The 18,222-nt window shown below is 73.0% G+C and carries 15 protein-coding genes; 8 read left to right on the top strand and 7 right to left on the bottom strand.

Annotated features, from left to right (window positions below):
• Positions 1-53: 53 nt before the first annotated feature.
• On the bottom strand, positions 54-650 hold the full coding sequence (locus I003_RS0103610; RefSeq protein ID WP_078563701.1) for a DUF937 domain-containing protein: 597 nt from the start codon (positions 648-650) through the stop codon (positions 54-56).
• Between the two features lie 293 nt (positions 651-943).
• Between I003_RS0103610 and recD2 the strand changes: the two genes are divergently transcribed.
• Together recD2 and I003_RS0103600 are read left to right on the top strand one after the other, a co-directional pair.
• Complete coding sequence (gene recD2 / locus I003_RS0103605) at positions 944-3,160, top strand: SF1B family DNA helicase RecD2 (protein ID WP_027770246.1); 2,217 nt, start codon at positions 944-946, stop codon at positions 3,158-3,160.
• Between the two features lie 169 nt (positions 3,161-3,329).
• A complete protein-coding gene (locus I003_RS0103600; RefSeq protein ID WP_027770245.1) occupies positions 3,330-4,619 on the top strand; it encodes a citrate synthase in 1,290 nt (429 codons plus the stop codon).
• A 363-nt stretch (positions 4,620-4,982) separates the two neighbouring features.
• Here I003_RS0103600 and I003_RS0103595 read toward each other — a convergent pair whose 3' ends face one another.
• Positions 4,983-5,210 carry a heavy-metal-associated domain-containing protein gene (locus I003_RS0103595; RefSeq protein ID WP_027770244.1) on the bottom strand — a complete coding sequence of 76 codons (228 nt, stop codon included), beginning with the start codon at positions 5,208-5,210 and terminating at the stop codon, positions 4,983-4,985.
• 94 nt (positions 5,211-5,304) lie between these two features.
• Complete coding sequence (locus I003_RS0103590; protein ID WP_051368073.1) at positions 5,305-5,997, bottom strand: TetR family transcriptional regulator; 693 nt, start codon at positions 5,995-5,997, stop codon at positions 5,305-5,307.
• A gap of 129 nt (positions 5,998-6,126) precedes the next feature.
• Here I003_RS0103590 and I003_RS0103585 point away from each other — a divergent pair, with 129 nt between their 5' ends.
• Entirely contained in the window at positions 6,127-6,495 is a 369-nt protein-coding gene (locus I003_RS0103585) for a hypothetical protein (RefSeq protein ID WP_158688934.1), read from the top strand.
• Between the two features lie 144 nt (positions 6,496-6,639).
• Here I003_RS0103585 and I003_RS0103580 read toward each other — a convergent pair whose 3' ends face one another.
• Complete coding sequence (locus I003_RS0103580; RefSeq protein ID WP_027770241.1) at positions 6,640-6,840, bottom strand: MerR family transcriptional regulator; 201 nt, start codon at positions 6,838-6,840, stop codon at positions 6,640-6,642.
• 228 nt (positions 6,841-7,068) lie between these two features.
• Between I003_RS0103580 and I003_RS0103575 the strand changes: the two genes are divergently transcribed.
• The 5 genes from I003_RS0103575 to I003_RS0103555 all read left to right on the top strand — a co-directional run bounded on the left by I003_RS0103575 (position 7,069) and on the right by I003_RS0103555 (position 14,746).
• Positions 7,069-8,562, top strand: coding sequence for a CoA-acylating methylmalonate-semialdehyde dehydrogenase (locus tag I003_RS0103575; protein ID WP_027770240.1), 1,494 nt, complete (start codon positions 7,069-7,071; stop codon positions 8,560-8,562).
• A gap of 271 nt (positions 8,563-8,833) precedes the next feature.
• The gene (locus I003_RS0103570; RefSeq protein WP_037719962.1) at positions 8,834-10,468 is read left to right on the top strand and encodes a YfbK domain-containing protein; all 1,635 of its coding nucleotides are present in this window, start codon (positions 8,834-8,836) and stop codon (positions 10,466-10,468) included.
• Between the two features lie 198 nt (positions 10,469-10,666).
• Positions 10,667-11,767 (top strand): helix-turn-helix domain-containing protein, encoded by a 1,101-nt coding sequence (locus I003_RS0103565; protein ID WP_037719961.1) that lies wholly within the window; start codon positions 10,667-10,669, stop codon positions 11,765-11,767.
• Positions 11,768-11,872: 105 nt separating this feature from the next.
• The gene (locus I003_RS0103560) at positions 11,873-12,604 is read left to right on the top strand and encodes a VTT domain-containing protein (RefSeq protein WP_027770237.1); all 732 of its coding nucleotides are present in this window, start codon (positions 11,873-11,875) and stop codon (positions 12,602-12,604) included.
• 84 nt (positions 12,605-12,688) lie between these two features.
• Complete coding sequence (locus I003_RS0103555) at positions 12,689-14,746, top strand: APC family permease (protein WP_027770236.1); 2,058 nt, start codon at positions 12,689-12,691, stop codon at positions 14,744-14,746.
• 34 nt (positions 14,747-14,780) lie between these two features.
• Here I003_RS0103555 and I003_RS0103550 read toward each other — a convergent pair whose 3' ends face one another.
• From I003_RS0103550 to I003_RS0103540, 3 genes are all read right to left on the bottom strand, one after another.
• Positions 14,781-16,106: a hypothetical protein gene (locus I003_RS0103550; protein ID WP_027770235.1), complete on the bottom strand. Its 1,326-nt coding sequence runs from the start codon at positions 16,104-16,106 to the stop codon at positions 14,781-14,783.
• Between the two features lie 136 nt (positions 16,107-16,242).
• Complete coding sequence (locus tag I003_RS0103545) at positions 16,243-16,983, bottom strand: cupin (protein WP_027770234.1); 741 nt, start codon at positions 16,981-16,983, stop codon at positions 16,243-16,245.
• Between the two features lie 81 nt (positions 16,984-17,064).
• The gene (locus tag I003_RS0103540) at positions 17,065-17,922 is read right to left on the bottom strand and encodes a polysaccharide deacetylase family protein (protein ID WP_486584072.1); all 858 of its coding nucleotides are present in this window, start codon (positions 17,920-17,922) and stop codon (positions 17,065-17,067) included.
• Between the last annotated feature and the right edge of the window lie 300 nt (positions 17,923-18,222).

Here is an 18,222-nt window from a genome sequence, read left to right as displayed (position 1 = left end):
CCGGCGGCGGGTCGCGGGGCCTCGTCGCGTACGGGCCGGTCCCGGCCGTGCCGTCAGGCCCGGTGGCGCCCGCCGCCGTAGGACTGCCCGCCGCCGAACAGCCGCGCCAGCGCGCCGAGCGCACCTCCCGGCCTGCGGGCCGCCTGCTGCTCCTCCGCAAGCATCTCGGACAGCCCTTCCGCCCGGACGTTGCGGTTCTTCGCGGTCCGGGAGACGGCGGTCATCGCGACCGGCGTGAGGATCTTCAGCGCCCGGGACACCTGCGCCATCGGGATGCCCGTCCGCTGCGAGACCGCGCGGGCCACGGGCATGCTCGTCCTGCCGACGATGGTCGCGAGCATCCCGCCGCCGAACGCACCCCCGGTGAACGGTGCGGCGCCGACGAGGCCGGACGAGCCCTTCACCGGCCGCACGCCCGCGCCGGCGCCCGCGGGCGCCGCCCCCTGGGCCTCGTCGAGCGCCTGCTCGACCTCGTGCGCCCCGTGCGGGGAGGAGGCTTCCTCGGCGAGCGAGCCGGTGAGGGCGGCGACCGTCTCGCCGACGACCCGCTTCGCGCCGCGGCTGCCGGTGCCCAGCTCGTCGGCGATGTGGTGCAACTGCTCCGGACCGAGGTCGTCCAGGACAGCTTTGTGTATGGTTTTGCCCTTCATGCCCGAAACGTTACGACCGATCACCGATGTCGGCACCTCGGATTACAGATCGATAAAGCGCCGAAGCCCGTGCAACCCTTCGCCCTCGATCGGGGTCGTATAGGGCATCGGGCTTCCCGGGGGGAGTACCAGGGGGGTGGGGGAGCCTAGTGGAGGGGGACGCGAGGGGCCCGGCCCGCAAGGGCCGGGCCCCCTCGCTGCGCCCGCCGGAGGCGAGGGCGCAAGCCGTCCGCAACCGCCGGCCGTCGACACCCGGCCGCGCGATGTCGGGGCCCGGCGATAGCGTCGTTCCCATGACGCAACTGGCGGTGGTCGAGGGAGTCCTCGAACGGATCACGTACGCCAATGAGGACAACGGGTACACGGTCGCCCGCGTCGACACCGGCCGCGGCGGCGGGGATCTGCTCACCGTGGTCGGCGCCTTGCTCGGCGCCCAGCCGGGTGAGTCGCTGCGCATGGAGGGCCGCTGGGGTTCCCACCCGCAGTACGGCAAACAGTTCACCGTGGAGAACTACACGACGGTCCTCCCCGCGACCGTCCAGGGCATCCGCCGCTATCTCGGCTCCGGGCTGATCAAGGGCATCGGCCCGCGCATCGCCGAGCGCATCGTCGACCACTTCGGCGTCACCACGCTCGACGTCATCGAGGAGGATCCCGCCCGGCTCATCGAGGTCCCCGGCCTCGGCCCCAAGCGGACGAAGCTGATCGGCACCGCCTGGGAGGAGCAGAAGGCCATCAAGGAGGTCATGCTCTTCCTCCAGGGCGTCGGTGTCTCCACGTCCATCGCCGTTCGGATCTACAAGGCGTACGGGGACGCCTCCATCTCCGTGGTGAAGAACCAGCCCTACCGGCTCGCGGCCGACGTCTGGGGCATCGGCTTCCTCACCGCCGACCGCATCGCGCGCTCCGTCGGCATCCCGCACGACAGCCCGGAGCGGGTCAAGGCGGGCCTGCAGTACGCGCTCTCGCAGTCCTCCGACCAGGGCAACTGCTTCCTGCCGGAGCAGCAGCTCATCACCGGGGCGGTCAAGCTGCTGCAAGTCGACACGGGCCTGGTCATCGACTGCCTGGACGAGCTGGTGAAGGAGGAGGGCGTCGTCCGGGAGACGGTTCCCGGACCCGCCGGGGAGGAGGACGTGCAGGGGGTCTATCTCGTGCCGTTCCACCGCGCGGAGGTCTCCCTGGCCGCCCAGTTGCTGCGTCTGCTGCGCACCGACCGCGACCGCATGCCCGGCTTCCGGGGCGTCGACTGGAGCCGGGCGCTGACCTGGCTCGGCGGTCGCACCGGCGCCGAGCTGGCGCCCGAGCAGGAGCAGGCGGTCCGGCTGGCGCTGACGGAGAAGGTCGCCGTGCTGACCGGGGGTCCGGGATGCGGCAAGTCCTTCACCGTTCGCTCGATCGTGGAGCTGGCCAGGGCCAAGCAGGCGAAAGTGGTGATGGCGGCGCCCACGGGCCGCGCGGCCAAGCGGCTGGCGGAGCTGACCGGAGCGGAGGCATCCACGGTCCACCGGCTGCTGGAGCTGAAGCCGGGCGGCGACGCCGCGTACGACCGGGACCGGCCGCTCGACGCCGACCTGGTCGTCGTCGACGAAGCCTCGATGCTCGACCTGCTGCTGGCGAACAAGCTGGCCAAGGCGGTGCCGCCGGGGGCGCACCTGCTGCTCGTCGGCGACGTCGACCAACTGCCGTCCGTCGGCGCCGGGGAGGTGCTGCGCGACCTGCTGGCCGACGGCGGGCCGGTGCCCGCGGTCCGGCTGACCCGTATCTTCCGCCAGGCCCGGCAGTCCGGCGTGGTGACGAACGCGCACCGCATCAACTCCGGGGTCCCGCCCCTCACCCAGGGCCTCACCGACTTCTTCCTCTTCGCCGAGGACGACACGGAGGCCGCGGGCCGGCTCACGGTGGACGTCGCGGCCCGTCGCATTCCGGCCAAGTTCGGGCTCGACCCGCGCCGGGACGTGCAGGTCCTCGCGCCCATGCACCGCGGCCCCGCGGGCGCCGGCGTGCTCAACGGCCTGCTCCAGGAGGCCGTCACCCCCGGCCGGCCGGGGGTCGCCGAGAAGCGCTTCGGCGGCCGTACGTTCCGCGTGGGCGACAAGGTCACGCAGATTCGGAACAACTACGAGAAGGGGCGCAACGGCGTCTTCAACGGCACCGTCGGGGTCGTCACCTCCCTGGACGCGGTCGAGCAGCGGCTGACGGTGCTCACGGACGAAGATGAAGAAGTGCCGTACGACTTCGACGAGCTGGACGAGCTGACGCACGCGTACGCGGTCACCATCCACCGTTCGCAGGGAAGTGAGTATCCGGCGGTGGTGATCCCCGTCACCACCGGCGCCTGGATGATGCTGCAGCGGAACCTGTTGTACACGGCCGTCACCCGGGCCAGGAAGCTGGTCGTGCTGGTCGGCTCGCGTAAGGCCCTGGGGCAGGCGGTGCGTACCGTTTCCGCAGGCCGGCGTTGTACGGCGCTGGACCATCGGCTGCGTGGCCGAGGGGGTCTCCCCTAACGCGCTCGGACAGGGCACGATGGTCCGTATGTGGCACGCAGTGCCGTATGTTGGTCCGGCAGCCGACCCCGAGTGCACGGAACAGCTCCGCATGGGGGAAGCTGGAGGGTAGTCAGGGCACCTCAAGCACACCTCAAAGAAGAGGCACGATACGTCGGGTGAGGACAGAGTGAGCGACAAATCTGCAGTACTTCGGTACGGCGACGGCGAGTACACCTTCCCGATCGTCGACAGCACCGTCGGTGACACCGGCGTCGACATCGGAAAGCTGCGCTCCCAGACCGGGCTGGTGACCCTGGACAGCGGCTACGGCAACACCGCGGCGTACAAGTCGGCCATCACCTATCTGGACGGCGAGCAGGGAATCCTGCGCTACCGCGGCTACCCCATCGAGCAGCTTGCCGAGCGCAGCACGTTCTTGGAAGTCGCGTACCTGCTGATCAACGGTGAGCTGCCCACCGTCGACGAGCTGTCGGTGTTCAAGGGCGAGATCACCCGCCACACCCTCCTGCACGAGGACGTCAAGCGCTTCTACGACGGCTTCCCGCGGGACGCACACCCGATGGCGATGCTGTCCTCCGTGGTCAGCGCGCTGTCGACCTTCTACCAGGACAGCCACAATCCGTTCGACGAGCAGCAGCGGCACCTGTCGACGATCCGGCTGCTGGCCAAGCTGCCGACGATCGCGGCGTACGCGTACAAGAAGTCCGTCGGCCATCCGGTGGTCTACCCGCGCAACGACCTCGGGTACGTCGAGAACTTCCTGCGCATGACCTTCTCGGTGCCGGCCGCGGAGTACGACCTGGACCCGGTCGTGGTCAGCGCGCTCGACAAGCTGCTGATCCTGCACGCGGACCACGAGCAGAACTGTTCGACCTCCACCGTGCGGCTGGTCGGCTCCTCGCAGGCCAACCTGTTCGCCTCCATCTCGGCGGGCATCAGCGCGCTGTGGGGGCCCCTGCACGGCGGCGCCAACCAGAGCGTGCTGGAGATGCTGGAGGGCATCCAGGCCACGGGCGGCGACGTCGACACCTTCATCCGCAAGGTGAAGAACAAGGAAGACGGCGTGAAGCTCATGGGCTTCGGGCACCGCGTCTACAAGAACTTCGACCCCCGGGCGAAGATCATCAAGGCGGCGGCGCACGACGTCCTCTCCGCACTGGGCAAGTCCGACGAGCTGCTGGACATCGCCCTGAAGCTGGAGGAGCACGCGCTCGCCGACGACTACTTCGTCGAGCGCAAGCTGTACCCGAACGTCGACTTCTACACCGGCCTGATCTACCGCGCGATGGGCTTCCCGACCGAGATGTTCACGGTGCTCTTCGCGCTCGGGCGGCTGCCGGGCTGGGTCGCCCAGTGGCACGAGATGATCAAGGAGCCGGGCTCCCGCATCGGCCGTCCCCGGCAGATCTACACCGGTGAGGTGCTGCGGGACTTCGTCCCGGTCGAGGAGCGCTGAGCCGCCGGCAACCCGCACGCCCACGGCCACGCGCAAGAACGCGAAGGCGCCCCGTCTGCGATCCCCCCACGGATCAGTCGACGGGGCGCTTCGCTCTCCCGGCCCCGGTAAGGGCCGGGCGCCTTCGTACCGCCGGGACACCGCCGCGGGAGGGGCCGCTCAATGCTCCTCGCACGTGCCGTCCCGGCCTCGTGCACGCCGACTCCGCCGGGTGTCGACGTCACCCGAGTAGACACGCGACCGGCGCGGATGGTTACCCCTGGATCGATGTGATCTAAGTCACTTTTCGAGGGCAACAGGTGTACGCGCCGATGCCGCCTCCCGTGCGGCGCGGACGGAGGCGGCGTTCGCGGGCCGGGCGGATCAGGCCCTGCCGACGAGCTCGTATCCGGCCTCGTCGACCGCGGCGCGCACCTTCTCCTCGTCGAGCGGGGCGGTGGAGGTGACGGTGACCTCGCCGGTGGCGGCCACGGCCCTGGCCGCGGAGACGCCGTCGAGAGCGGAGAGCTCGGCGCTCACGGCACCTTCGCAGTGACCGCAGGTCATGCCGGAGACCTGGTAGACGGTGGTGACGGAGGTCTGGGCGCTCATGGGAGTCTCCCTTGTCGACGGGGGCGCAGTCGTGTCCTGCCGCCCGCCTCAGACTATACCCCCTAGGGGTATTATTTTCCATCCCCTCCGCCGCTCACGCGGTGGGTGCGCCGGGGGTGTCGGTCCGCCAGGGTATGGCGTCGGCGCCGACGACGGGGGCGAGGTAGCCGAACAGCGCCCGCTTGATCTCCGAGCGGTACGCGTCCCGGTCGCCCTCCCCGGCGGCCATGATCAGCTCCAGGCCCGCCTTGAAGATGCCGAACGCCATGGTGGTGGAGCGGGCGACCTCGGTGGGCGACAAGTCCGGGGCGCGGAAGGTGAGCATGGCCTCCACGGCGGCCGCGATCACCGTGTGCGCCGCTTCGTGCTCCTCTGCGACCAGGTCCGGGGCGTCCGTGCTCCGCAGCAGCACCACGAAGCCGGGGTTGGCGGTGCAGAAGTCGATCAGCGGGTCGACGGTGGCGTCGAGCATCGCGGCGAGCGGCAGCGCTGCGTTCGCGGGCGTGAAGGCCCCTTTGTTCGTCTCGTGGAGCATATGGTTGTAGCGGCGGCCCAACTCGACGGCCAGCGCCGCCTTGTTCGGAAAGAACTGGTACAGCGTGCCGGGGGAGGCGCCGGCCTCGCGGGCGATGGCGTTCGTGGACGCGGCGGCGTATCCGCTGCGGGCGAAGACGGCGTCCGCGGCGTCGAGCAACTGCTGCGCTCGCCGCTCGCCGCGCGCCTGCCTGCGACGTTGCGGCCGGCCGGCGGGGGGGCGCCCGCCGGCGGCCGGTGCTGGGTTCGACACGGCTATCCACAGCCTCCGAATGGGCATTGACAAAGGCGAGCGCTCGCTCGCATTCTATGGGAACGTGAGCGGGGACTCGCATTTCGGCTCGCGTCTCATTCTATTGCGCTGTGCCACAAGGGGGGACCGATGGCCTGGGGGGCACAGGGGGGAACCGCCGTGGCGGGCCGCTGGAGGCGGTTCGTCACGGCGAGCCCCAGGGCCGGCCGGAAGACGGGGCCCGGCCCGGCGGAGAGTGCGGACCGCGCCGGGGAGGGCGAGACGTCCGCTGCCGCCGGGCTGCGGTCCGAAGGCGGCGGCGAGGCGCTTCTCGCCACGCGCACCGCCGGGGACGGGCCGCGCGCCGGCGGGGCCTTCGCCGGCCCCGCGTCGGAGGTCCGCGGTGAGCACGGCCCGGTCGGGGTGCGCCCCGGCGGGCGGGCCGTGGCCTGGGCGCCGGGCCGGGAGTATCCGCCGGCGGAGATATCCGGCGACCTCGCGCTTGCCGGGGGTCTTTGATACCGGCGGGGAACGGGGGCCCGCACGATCGCGGGGGCGGTCGTGCGGGGCCCTCCCCCGCGGACGTGCGGCGCCTCCCGACCGGGGGAGGGGAGGCGCCGCATGCGGGCCGGCCGTGGCCTCGGCCGGCCCGCGGGGACGCCGTCACCGGTGACCGCGACGGCCGCGGCTGCTGGGCCGCTGGGCGACCCAGCAGCGCACCGTGTCCGGGTACCAGTAAGGCTTGCCGTGCTCGACGACGTCGGGCGCCGGCAGCATTCCGTGCTTCCGGTAGGACCGCACGGTCTGGGTCTGCACGCCGATGTGGGCCGCGATCTCCTTGTACGACCACAGGCTGTCCGTCATCTCTGTACCTCCCGGCGGGGCGCCGGGGCAGCGCCCCGTGACCGGTGACCCTGTCCCCGCCGAGCCGCCCCGGCGACCACCGCCGGGCGCTGTCGAGCAGATGTGGTGGGGACCCGACGCAACCGTGACATTGGTGACGGGACACGCACGCGGCGTGATCCACGCACGATTGACACGGCTCCTCGGCGGCGGTTAGACCGAGACCGTTGCTGGACGAAGGGATTGCCCATGAAGACCATCGGCCACTGGATCGGCGGCAAGGCAGTCGAGGGCGCCTCGGGACGGTCGGGACCGGTCTACGACCCCGCCACCGGGGCGCAGGCCGCCGAGGTCGCGTTCGCCTCCGCCGCCGAGGTGGACGCCGCCGTCGCCGCCGCCCGGGAGGCGTTCGCGGAGTGGAGCGTGTCGTCGCTCGCGCGGCGCACCGCCGTGCTGTTCCGCTTCCGTGAACTGCTCGCCGCCCGCCGCGAGGACGTCGCCCGGCTGATCACCGCCGAGCACGGCAAGGTGCACTCCGACGCCCTCGGTGAGGTGGCCCGCGGGCTGGAGATCGTCGAGGTCGCCTGCGGCATCCCGCAGTTGCTCAAGGGAGAGCTGTCCACACAGGTCTCCACCCGTATCGACGTCGCCTCGATCCGGCAGCCCGTCGGCGTGGTCGCGGGCATCACGCCGTTCAACTTCCCCGCGATGGTGCCGATGTGGATGTTCCCGCTGGCCATCGCCTGCGGCAACACCTTCGTGCTCAAGCCGAGCGAGAAGGACCCGTCGGCGGCCGGGCTCCTCGCGGAGCTGCTGGCCGAGGCGGGGCTGCCGGAGGGCGTGTTCAACGTCGTCCACGGCGACAAGGAGGCCGTCGACCGGCTGCTGGAGCACCCCGACGTCGCCGCGCTCAGCTTCGTCGGCTCCACCCCGATCGCCCGGTACGTCTTCACCACCGGCACCTCCCACGGCAAGCGCGTCCAGGCGCTCGGCGGGGCGAAGAACCACATGCTGGTGCTGCCCGACGCCGATCTGGACGCGGCCGCGGACGCCGCGGTCTCGGCGGCGTACGGCTCGGCGGGGGAGCGCTGTATGGCGGTCTCCGCGGTGGTCGCGGTCGGCGGCAGCGGAGACGAGCTGGTGGCGAAGATCGCCGAACGGGCGCGCAAGGTCCGTATCGGCCCCGGCGACGACCCCGACTCGGAGATGGGCCCGCTCATCACCCGCGCGCACCGCGACAAGGTCGCCGGGTACGTGCGGGGTGCGGCGGCACAGGGCGCCGAGGTGGTCGTGGACGGCACGGGCTACACCGTCCCCGGCCGCGAGGACGGTCACTGGATCGGGGTCAGCCTGCTGGACCGCGTTCCGGTGGAGTCCGACGCCTACCGGGACGAGATCTTCGGGCCGGTGCTGTGCGTGGTGCGGGCCGACACATACGAGGAGGGCGTGCGGCTCGTCAACGGCTCCCCGTGGGGGAACGGCACCGCCATCTTCACCCGCGACGGCGGCGCCGCCCGGCGCTTCCAACTGGAGGCCACGGCCGGGATGGTCGGCGTGAACGTGCCGATCCCCGTGCCCGTGGGCTACCACTCCTTCGGCGGGTGGAAGGACTCCCTCTTCGGCGACCACCACATCTACGGCGAGGACGGCGTCCGCTTCTACACCCGGGCGAAGGTCGTCACCACCCGCTGGCCCGACCCCGAGGACGGCGGCGTCGACCTGGGCTTCCCGACATCCCGCTGAGACGGGCAGCGGCGTTGGGGAGGCAGATCGTGCGGTCGCGGGGTACTTTGCGGGTAACGGTGCGACTTGTCTGCGGCACCGGGATCCGGACGGTTCCGGTGTTCCGCACCGCCTCCACCATCAACCGTCGTGTGTGCGAGGAGCTGATGCCGTGTCACTGATGCCCCGGGCCGGAATCCGCGAGCCGACCGAGCGGTCGACGGAGTAACGGCACCGAATCGCCCCCTCCTTCGTCACAGTCCCGACAAGGACGGCACGAGGGAGGGGCGCGATGAGACGCGCGGTGCTCACGGGACTGGCAGGACTGGTCACGGTGCCGCTGCTGCTGACGGGCTGCAGCGGGGGCGGGGACGAGACGGACAAGAAGCAGGTTTCGCAGGACGTAGGCGGCGGGGCCGCGCCACCGCCGGCCGGGGCGGCCCCCGCCCCGGCAGCACCGGACGGCGCGCACGACGCCGCTCCGGAGGCCGCGGGCAAGGAGCGGGCGGACTCCTTCGCACCCGAGCCCGACATGGTCTCCACCTTCGCACTCGACGTGGACACCGCCTCCTACAGCTACGCCCGCCGCACCATCGGCGACGGTTCGCTGCCGCAGCCGGACACCGTCCGGCACGAGGAGTTCATCAACAGCTTCCGCCAGGACTACGCCCCGCCCGAGGACGACGGCTTCTCCGTCACCACCGACGGCGCACGGCCGGCGGACGACGGCTGGTCGCTGATGCGCGTGGGGCTGGCGACCCGCCCGGAGAGCAACGAGCACGGCACGCGGAAGCGCCGGCCCGCCGCGCTGACCTTCGTCGTGGACGTCTCCGGCTCGATGGCGGAGCCCGGCCGGCTCAGCCTCGTACGGGAGGCCCTGCACACCGCGGCGGACGAGCTGCGCGACGACGACGCGCTGGCGCTCGTCGCGTTCAGCGACGAGGCCCGTACCGTGCTGCCCATGACGGAGGTCGGCGGTGCGGAGGACCGCATCCACGACGCGGTCGAGGAGTTGCAGCCCACCGAGAGCACCAACGTCGAGGCCGGCATGGCCCGCGGCTACGACGAGGCGGTCGACGGCCACCGCAAGGGCGCCACCAACCGCGTCGTGCTCCTCTCCGACGCCCTGGCCAACACCGGCGCCACCGACGCCGACGCGATCCTCGACCGCATCGCCGCGGCCCGGGAGGACTACGGCATCACCCTCTTCGGCGTCGGGGTCGGCAGCGAGTACGGCGACGCGCTGATGGAGCGGCTGACCAACCAGGGCGACGGCCACACCACCTATGTCTCCGACACCGAGGAGGCCCGCAAGGTCTTCGTCGATGACCTGCCGCGCAACGTCGACCTGCGCGCCCGCGACGCCAAGGCGCAGGTCGTCTTCGACCCGGACACCGTCTCCGAATTCCGGCTGATCGGCTACGACAACCGCCAGGTGGCCGACGAGGACTTCCGCAACGACGCGGTCGACGGCGGCGAGGTCGGCCCCGGCCACACCGTCACCGCGCTGTACGCCGTCCGGCTCGCCGAGGGCGCCTCGGGCGGCGTCGCGACGGCCACCGTGCGCTGGCTCGACCCCGACACCCGCGCCCCGCACGAGGAGTCCAGCACCGTCGACGCGGCCGCCCTGACCGGCGACCTGTGGGGCGCGGCCCCGCCCCGGCTGCAGCTCACCGCGCTGGCCGCCTACTTCGCCGACGCCCTGCGGGGCGGCTCCGGCGCCGGCACCACCCCCGAGCCGCGCACGGACGGCAAGGAGAAGGGCGAGGCCGGCGGCACCGCCGGGGGGACGTACGCGCCGCTGCCCGGGGCACCCACGGTCGGCGAGCTCGCCGGTCACGCCGAGGACCTGGCCGCCGAGACCGAGGACCCGGCGGTGGGCGACCTGGCCGAGACCGTCCGGCAGGCGGTCGAGCTGACGGGCTGACCGGGCGGTGCCCCCCCCACACCGGCGGGCGGGGACGGCGGGAAGCGGATTCCCGCCGTCCCCGCAGCCGTACGGGGGCGCTTTCCCGCCCGCCGCCCCGTGCCGTAGCCTGGGCGCCACATTTCCGGGACCCGGCAGCGACAGCGGCGTCCCGTATCCAGGATCCGGCAACCGGGAGCGTTGGTGGCGCGAACGCGCATGGCGGGGGCACTCCCCGACGTCTTCGTGGGCTATGCGGAGCTGCTGGCCGACGTGTCCGCCACCGGCAGGCTGCTGCGCCGCCCCGAACTGGACGCGCTGCGCGAGCTGGGCGAGCAGGCCGCCGAATCCGGCCGCAGCCTGCGCGAGCTGATCGGCAGCCACCTCGCCGAGACCCGCCGCACCTGGACCACCCTGCCCGGCGTGGCCAGGGCCGCGAGCGCCACGGACCGCGCCCGCAGCGGCGACGCGGTGCTGGCCGCCGTCGAGGCGGCCGTCGCGGCGCTCGGCGAGGGCCACGAGCGCGCCCAGCGGCTCGCGGTCCGGCAGGAGGAGGCCGAGCGCCGCGAGTTCGTCGACGACCTGCTCTACGGCCGCAGCGACCTCGGCCGGCTCGCCGAGCGGGCGGAGCGCTTCGGGCTGCGGCTGGCCCGGGCCCACGCCGTGGCGGTCGCCGCCGGTGAGGAGCCCTTCGCCGACGTGCACCCCCTGGTGCGGCGGATCGAGCGGGAGCTGCTGGGCCGGTTCGGCGAGCGCGACGTGCTGCTGACCACCAAGGAGGGCCAGCTCGTCTGCGTCGCCGGCAGCAGTGAGCGCGCGCTGCTCGACACCTTCGCGAAGGTGGCCCTGGAGCCGGGCGGCGGGTACGCCAGCGCCACCCGCGTCGCCATGGGCCGCCAGCACGCGGGTCCCGGCGGCGTCGTACGCAGCTACGAGGAGGCCCTCGGCGCGCTCGACATGGCCGCCGCGCTCGGCCTCACGCAGCCGGTGCTGCAGGCCGCGGAGCTGCTGGTCTTCCCGGTCCTGCTGCGCGACCGGGCGGCGATGGCCGATCTGGTACGCACCGTCCTCGGCCCGCTGACGCAGGCCCGCGGCGGCGCCGAGCCGCTGCTCGCCACGCTGCAGACCTGCGCGGACGCCGGTTACGTCAACGCCGAGGCGGCCCGGCGGCTGGGCGTCAGCGTGCGGACGCTGTCGTACCGGCTGGACCGGATACACACCCTCACCGGCTACGACGTGGGGGACTCCCTGCACCGCTACACGCTGGAGACCGCCGCCATGGGCGCCCGCCTGCTGGGCTGGCCGGAGCGGCAGGTCTAGTCACTCACCGCGTCCGGAACCGCGCGCCCCCGGCTTGCGTTCTCCCCCGTAGGTGGCCCACTCTTCTCCCTGCCGCCCGTCCCGGATGTCTGGAGTCCCCATCCCATGAACACGCTCGCGCTCGGACCGGGGTGGCTGGATCCCGACTTCCTGATCGACAAGTTCGGCGTGCTCGGCGTGCTCGTGATCGTCTTCGCCGAGTCCGGGCTCCTCATCGGGTTCTTCCTGCCGGGCGACTCGCTGCTGTTCACCACCGGCCTGCTGATCACCTCGGACGTGCTCGACTTCCCGCTCTGGCTGATGTGCGTGCTCGTCGCCGTCGCGGCCGTCGCCGGCGACCAGGTCGGCTATCTCTTCGGCCGCAAGGTGGGCCCGGCCCTCTTCAACCGCCCGGACTCCAGGCTCTTCAAACAGGAGAACGTGCAGAAGGCGCACGAGTTCTTCGAGAAGCACGGCCCGAAGTCGCTGGTGCTGGCCCGTTTCGTGCCGATCGTGCGCACCTTCACCCCGATCATCGCCGGCGTCAGCCGGATGAACTACCGGCAGTTCGTCATCTTCAACGTCATCGGCGGCATCCTCTGGGGCGTGGGCGTCACTCTCCTGGGTGCCGCTCTGGGGCAGATCGACTTCGTGCACGAGAACATCGAGGCGATCCTCATCGCCATCGTGCTGCTGTCGGTGCTGCCGATCGCCATCGAGTACCTGCGCGCCCGCAGGCGCGCCAGGAACACGGCCCTGCCCGCGGACCGGCCGGCCGGCCACCCGGACGGCCCGGGGGCCCCCGCCCCCGACGGGGGCGACGGCGGCCCGCAGCGCGGGCGGCACGCCCGGCGTTAGGGCTGCGTCAAAACGGGGGCGCCGTCGCGGACAAAGCGCACTTCGCTGCCCAGAGCGGTATTTCAGATCACTTACGATCGCCCCGTGCCCAAGCTGACCGAACTGCCGAAGCGCATACTGATCGGCCGCGCGCTTCGCAGCGACCGGCTGGGCGAGACGCTGCTCCCCAAGCGCGTCGCGCTCCCGGTCTTCGCCTCCGACCCGCTGTCCTCGGTCGCGTACGCGCCGGGCGAGGTGCTGATCGTCCTGTCGGTGGCCGGCGCCGGCGCGTACACCTACAGCCCCTGGATCACGGCGGCCATCGTCGTGCTGATGGTGGTCGTCGTCGCCTCGTACCGCAAGACGGTGCACGCCTATCCCAGCGGCGGCGGTGACTACGAGGTCGCCACCACCAACCTGGGCCGCCGCGCCGGCCAGGTGGTGGCCAGCGCCCTGCTCGTGGACTACGTGCTCACCGTCGCGGTGTCGGTCTCCGCGGGTGTGGAGAACCTGGGGTCGGCCCTGGGGTTCGTCGCGGAGAACAAGGTGCTGTGGGCGCTGGTCATCATCGGCCTGCTGACCACCATGAACCTGCGCGGCGTGAAGGAGTCGGGCACCCTCTTCGCCATCCCCACCTACGTCTTCGTCGGCAGTGTCCTGATCATGATCGCCTGGGGTGCCTTCCGCGGTCTCGTGCTCGGCGACACGATGCGCGCCCCCACCGCCGATCTGGAGATCAGGACCGAGCACGCGGACGGCCTCGCCGGCTTCGCCCTGGTCTTCCTGCTGCTACGGGCCTTCTCCTCCGGCTGCGCCGCGCTGACCGGTGTCGAGGCGATCAGCAACGGCGTGCCGGCCTTCCGCAAACCCAAGAGCCGCAACGCCGCGACGACGCTGGCGCTGATGGGCACGCTGGCGATCGTCATGTTCGTCGGCATCATCGTCCTCGCACTCCGGACCGACGTGCGGATGGCCGAGCGGCCCGCCGAGGAGCTGGTGCGGCAGGGGGAGGCGGTCGGCTCGGGCTTCGTCCAGCACCCGGTGATCGCGCAGGTCGGCGCGGCGGTCTTCGGCGACGGCTCGGTGCCGTTCGTCGTCCTGGCGGCGGCCACCGCGCTGGTGCTGTTCCTGGCCGCCAACACCGCGTACAACGGCTTCCCCGTGCTCGGCTCGATCCTCGCCCACGACCGCTTCCTGCCGCGTCAGTTGCACACCCGCGGCGACCGGCTGGCGTTCAGCAACGGCATCCTCTTCGTGGCCCTGCTCGCCGGCGCCCTCGTCTACGCCTTCAAGGCCGACTCCACCCGGCTGATCCAGCTCTACATCGTCGGGGTCTTCGTCTCCTTCACCTTCAGCCAGACCGGCATGGTCCGGCACTGGAACCGCGTGCTGGCCACCGAGTACGCGCCCGCCGAGCGCCGCCGCGTTCTGCGGTCGCGGGCGGTGAACGGCTTCGGCGCGGTGTTCTGCGCGCTGGTGCTGGTGGTCGTGCTGATCACCAAGTTCAGCCACGGCGCGTGGATCGCGCTGGCCGGCATGCTCTTCTTCTACGCCCTGATGGCGGCCATCCGCCGGCACTACGACCGGGTCGCGCAGGAGGTCGCGGTCGCCGAGGGCGAGGAGGAGGACGCGATGCCGCGCCCCGGGCACGTGCACTCCATCGTGCTCGTCTCCCAGTTGCACCGCCCGACGATGCGCGCGCTGGCCTACGCGAAGCTCGTACGCTCCGACAAGCTGGAGGCGCTGACCATCGCCGTCGACGCCGAGGAGACCAGGCAACTGCGGCAGCAGTGGGTGGACAGCGAGCTGGACGTGCCGCTGACCGTCATCGAGTCGCCGTACCGCGAGATCACCAGGCCGCTGATCGAGTACGTCAAGCGGCTGCGCCGGGAGAAGCCGGACTCGGTGATCAGTGTCTACATCCCGGAGTACGTCGTCGGGCACTGGTACGAGCACCTGCTGCACAACCAGAGCGCCCTGCGGCTGAAGGCGCGGCTGCACTTCACGCCGGGGGTGATGGTGACGTCGGTGCCGTACCAACTGGGCTCCAGCGAGCGCGCCAAGCGGCGGGCGCGGCGCAGCGCCGAGTGGCAGGCGCCCGGTGCGGTACGGGGACCGGCCCCGGCGGGCGCGCGGAAGCGGCGGGAGACGGCGGGGAAGTAGCGGCGGCCGTCACGTACCGGCCGTGCCGCCGCGCTCAGAAGCCGCCGAAACCGCCGTCGCCGAAGCCCCCGCCGTCCCCGAAGCCTCCGCCTCTGCCGTAGTCGCCCCCGCCGAAGCCGCCGCCGAAGTCGCCGGGGTCGAAGTCGGCGCCCGCGTGGTCCCCGCCCTCGCCCATGCCGTCCGCCGCCGCCCAGCCGCCCGGGGCGGCCATGATCTGCCCCAGCATCGTGCCCGCCAGCAGCCCCGGGAGGAGTCCGCCGCCGAAGTAGCCGCCCGCCCAGGGGGCGTACACCGGGCCGGCGTTCCAGTACGGCTGCGGGCCGCGGGCGGTGTCGACCGTGCGGGCCATCGGCTCCTCGCCGGCGGCCAGCAGGTTCGCGTCCGCCGTGCACGCCGGGACCGTGCGCGGCGCGGCGCCCGGCGGGGACCACTCCACGTCGGCGGTCGACGGGCCGTGGCGGGGGTCGAAGAAGCACGGCGGGCGCCGCTCGGGGAGCGGCGCCCCGGTGCGGCGCGCCTCAAGCGTCGTCAGCGCGAACCGCCCCTCCTCCAGCGCCTCCGTCACCCCGCGCACGTCGCCGGGGGCACCGGCCGCGTCCATCCGGGACTTGGCCTTCTCGTACGCGTCGAGGGCCGTCCGGTAGTCCTCGTGCATCGCGTCGTCCGCGGCCGGGTCGGTGGGGTCGAAGGCGATACGGGTCATCTCCTCGCCGTACGCCGTGATGTCCTCGTCGACGACCGTACGCAGCCGCGCCAGCTCCGCCGCGGCCCGCTCCGCGCGGCGGCGCTTGCCGCGCTGCCGGACGAACAGGACGCCGCCCGCGAGCAGCAGGACCACGAGGCCGAGAGTGAGGGCCCCGGGCCCGCCGATGCCGGTGCTGTCGCTCCAGCCGGAGGGGGCCTTGCCGCCGGCCTGCCCGGCGGCGTCGTCGGCGAAGGTGACGAGCTGGTCGGTGGTGTCGCCCGGGTGGGCACTGATCGCGGCGCGGCGGAGGTTGTCGACGGCCCGGCCGGACAGCACGCGGGAGTCGGCGGCGGCGCCGAAGCCGTCGCCGAGGCGGACGGCGTAGACGCCGGCGATGCCGGTACGGGAGCGGAGGTTCGGCAGCACGTCGCGGGTGGCGACGCCGGGGCCCGCGGGGAGCACGGCGACGAAGACGGGGCGGCCCTCGTCCTTGATCCGGGCGGCGAGCGCGTTGGCGCGGGCGACGGACATCTGGCCCCGGACCCGGGGGTGGACGAAGACGGGGCGCTCGCGCAGCGCCTCGGCGGCGTCGCCGACGGGATCCTGGGCGTGCGCCGGGGAGGCCGTGAGGAGCGCGGTGAGGAGGGCGAGGAGCGGGGCCAGGAAGCGGTGCATACCTGACATTCTTCTCGCGGTGTGGGCGGGCGCCACCCGGGTTCCGGCCGTCGGGGACGCGGCGGCGCCGCGTGGGGGTTCGGTGGCGCCAGGGTGGGGGCGGCGGTGTCGCGTGGGGTGCGGCGGTGTCCCGTCGCTACGTCCCGACCGTCACCGCACCGTCCAGGTCGCACGCCTGCAGCCGGCCGCACATCCCGAACCGTGCCGCCGCGCCTGTCCGCTGGACCGACGCCGACCGCAGGTGGCCGCCGTCCGTGCGCAGCGCGTCCAGGTGCGCGTCCGTCGCCGCCGCGGCGGCTGCCGGGCCCTGTTCCCAGCGCCGGCGCCAGTCGTCCAGGTGCGGCCGTACCAGCTCCACCGCCCGTGCGTGGAACGCCGCCAGCGGTTCCGTGTCGCCCGCCCGTGCGGCTTCGGTCAGCTCGGCGAAGCCGGCCAGTGCCAGATCGCGGCGCGCCTGCGCGGACTTCTCCGGCTCCGCCGGGTCGAGGGCGGCGGCGCGGGCGTAGGCGTCGTCGTCGTACAGGACGCCGGGCGGGAAGGGGAAGGCGGCGTCGCCGGCCTCGGGCAGCCCGGCGTTCTGCATGACGACGAGGATGTCGAGGCGGCCGTCGGCGTTGACGAGCCGGTGGATGGTGCCGGGAGTGAACCAGACGACGGCGTCTTCGACCAGCTCGGTCTCGGCGTACCCGGTGGCGGTCAGGGTCTGCACGGCGCCGTGGCCGCCGAGGACGACGTACGCCTCGGTGCAGGCGAGGTGCAGATGCGGGGTGCCGCCGCGGAGGCCGTCGGGGGCCTGCCAGTCGTAGACGCGGAGCCGGGAGACGCTGACGCCGCCGGGGAGGGGCGGGAGTGCGGGATCGGCCATGGACACCAGCATGCCGCAAGCGCTTTCTACCCGCCAGACCCACGACCGGCCCGGCTGCGGGTCCCGCCGCGGCCCGGGCGACCGTCTCGTGGGTCAGGCCGGGGTCACCAGTCTGTATCCCTCGTCCAGCAGGCGCGGCAGGTAGTACTCCAGTGCCCGCACCGTCGCCCACCTGGTGCCCCCGCCGTCGTGCGCCAGCACGATCGCGCCCGGATGCGCCCGCCGGAGCACGGTCGCCTCGATGAACGCCTGGTCGCGGCCGGCCCAGTCGAGGGTGTCGATGTCCCACTGGAAGGGTTCCATCTGCAGTTGCGCGCAGATCTCCAGGCTCGGCCGGTGCCACATCCCGTACGGCGCCCGCGCCAGCCGCGGCGGCGTGCCCAGCTCCCTGGCCACCAGCTCGCAGGTCCGCTCCAGCTCCTCGCGTACCCGCGGGGTGCTGATCAGGTCGAGCTGCGGGTGGGTGTAGGAGTGGTTGCCGACGACGTGGCCGTCGGCGGCGATCCGGCGCAGGACGTCGCGGTTCCAGGGGATGTTCTCGCCGATGACGAAGAACGTCGCGCGCGCCCGGTGGCGCCGCAGGATCCGCAGGATCTCCGGTGTCTGCGTCGCGTGCGGGCCGTCGTCGAAGGTGAGCGCGATCTTCTTGCCGGTCTCGCGGAGCGTGGTGTGGGGTGCGGCGCGGGCGGCGACCGGCCGGGTCGGGCCGGCGATACGGGCCATGCCGCCGGACGTCGTCATCGGCGCGGCGCCGGTGCGTCCGGCAGCCGGGCGCAGCCGCCGCGGTGCGCGGTCGGGGGGCTTGCCGTCCGTCGTCCCCGCCCGGCCGGCCGCCCCCGGCCGGGGGGTGTGCAGGCCGGGTGCGAGGGCGGCCTGATACGCCCCCAGCAGGCCCAGGCAGACCACGGCGCGCCGGGAGGGCCCTCGTGCGGGGTATTTGTCATATTTCATGACCAACTGGTCTCACGAGGCCGTGCCCGGGCGGGTCAGCGACACGGGGCGCCGGGACGAAGCACCGGATCGGGCCCCGGCGAGTGGCGGGCCGGTCCGGAACGGGGTAGTCACGGCGGGCCGTTGCGTGTTTCCGCCCCCGGCGCGGGCCCGGGTGCGCGAGAGGCGTCCGCCGTGTGCGGGCGGGTCCGGAGCGGGCGCCGGCTCCCGGCCCGCCGGGGAGCAGGCGCCGCGCCGGCTACGCCGAATGGCCCAGGTGGCGGCCGTTCGGCAGCGTGCCGGGGCCCGGACCGGGCTTCA

It is taken from the genome of Streptomyces sp. CNQ329, assembly GCF_000482585.1.
The sequence above is the reverse complement of the archived record's forward strand: the minus strand, read 5'-3'. Positions and strand labels throughout refer to the sequence as shown.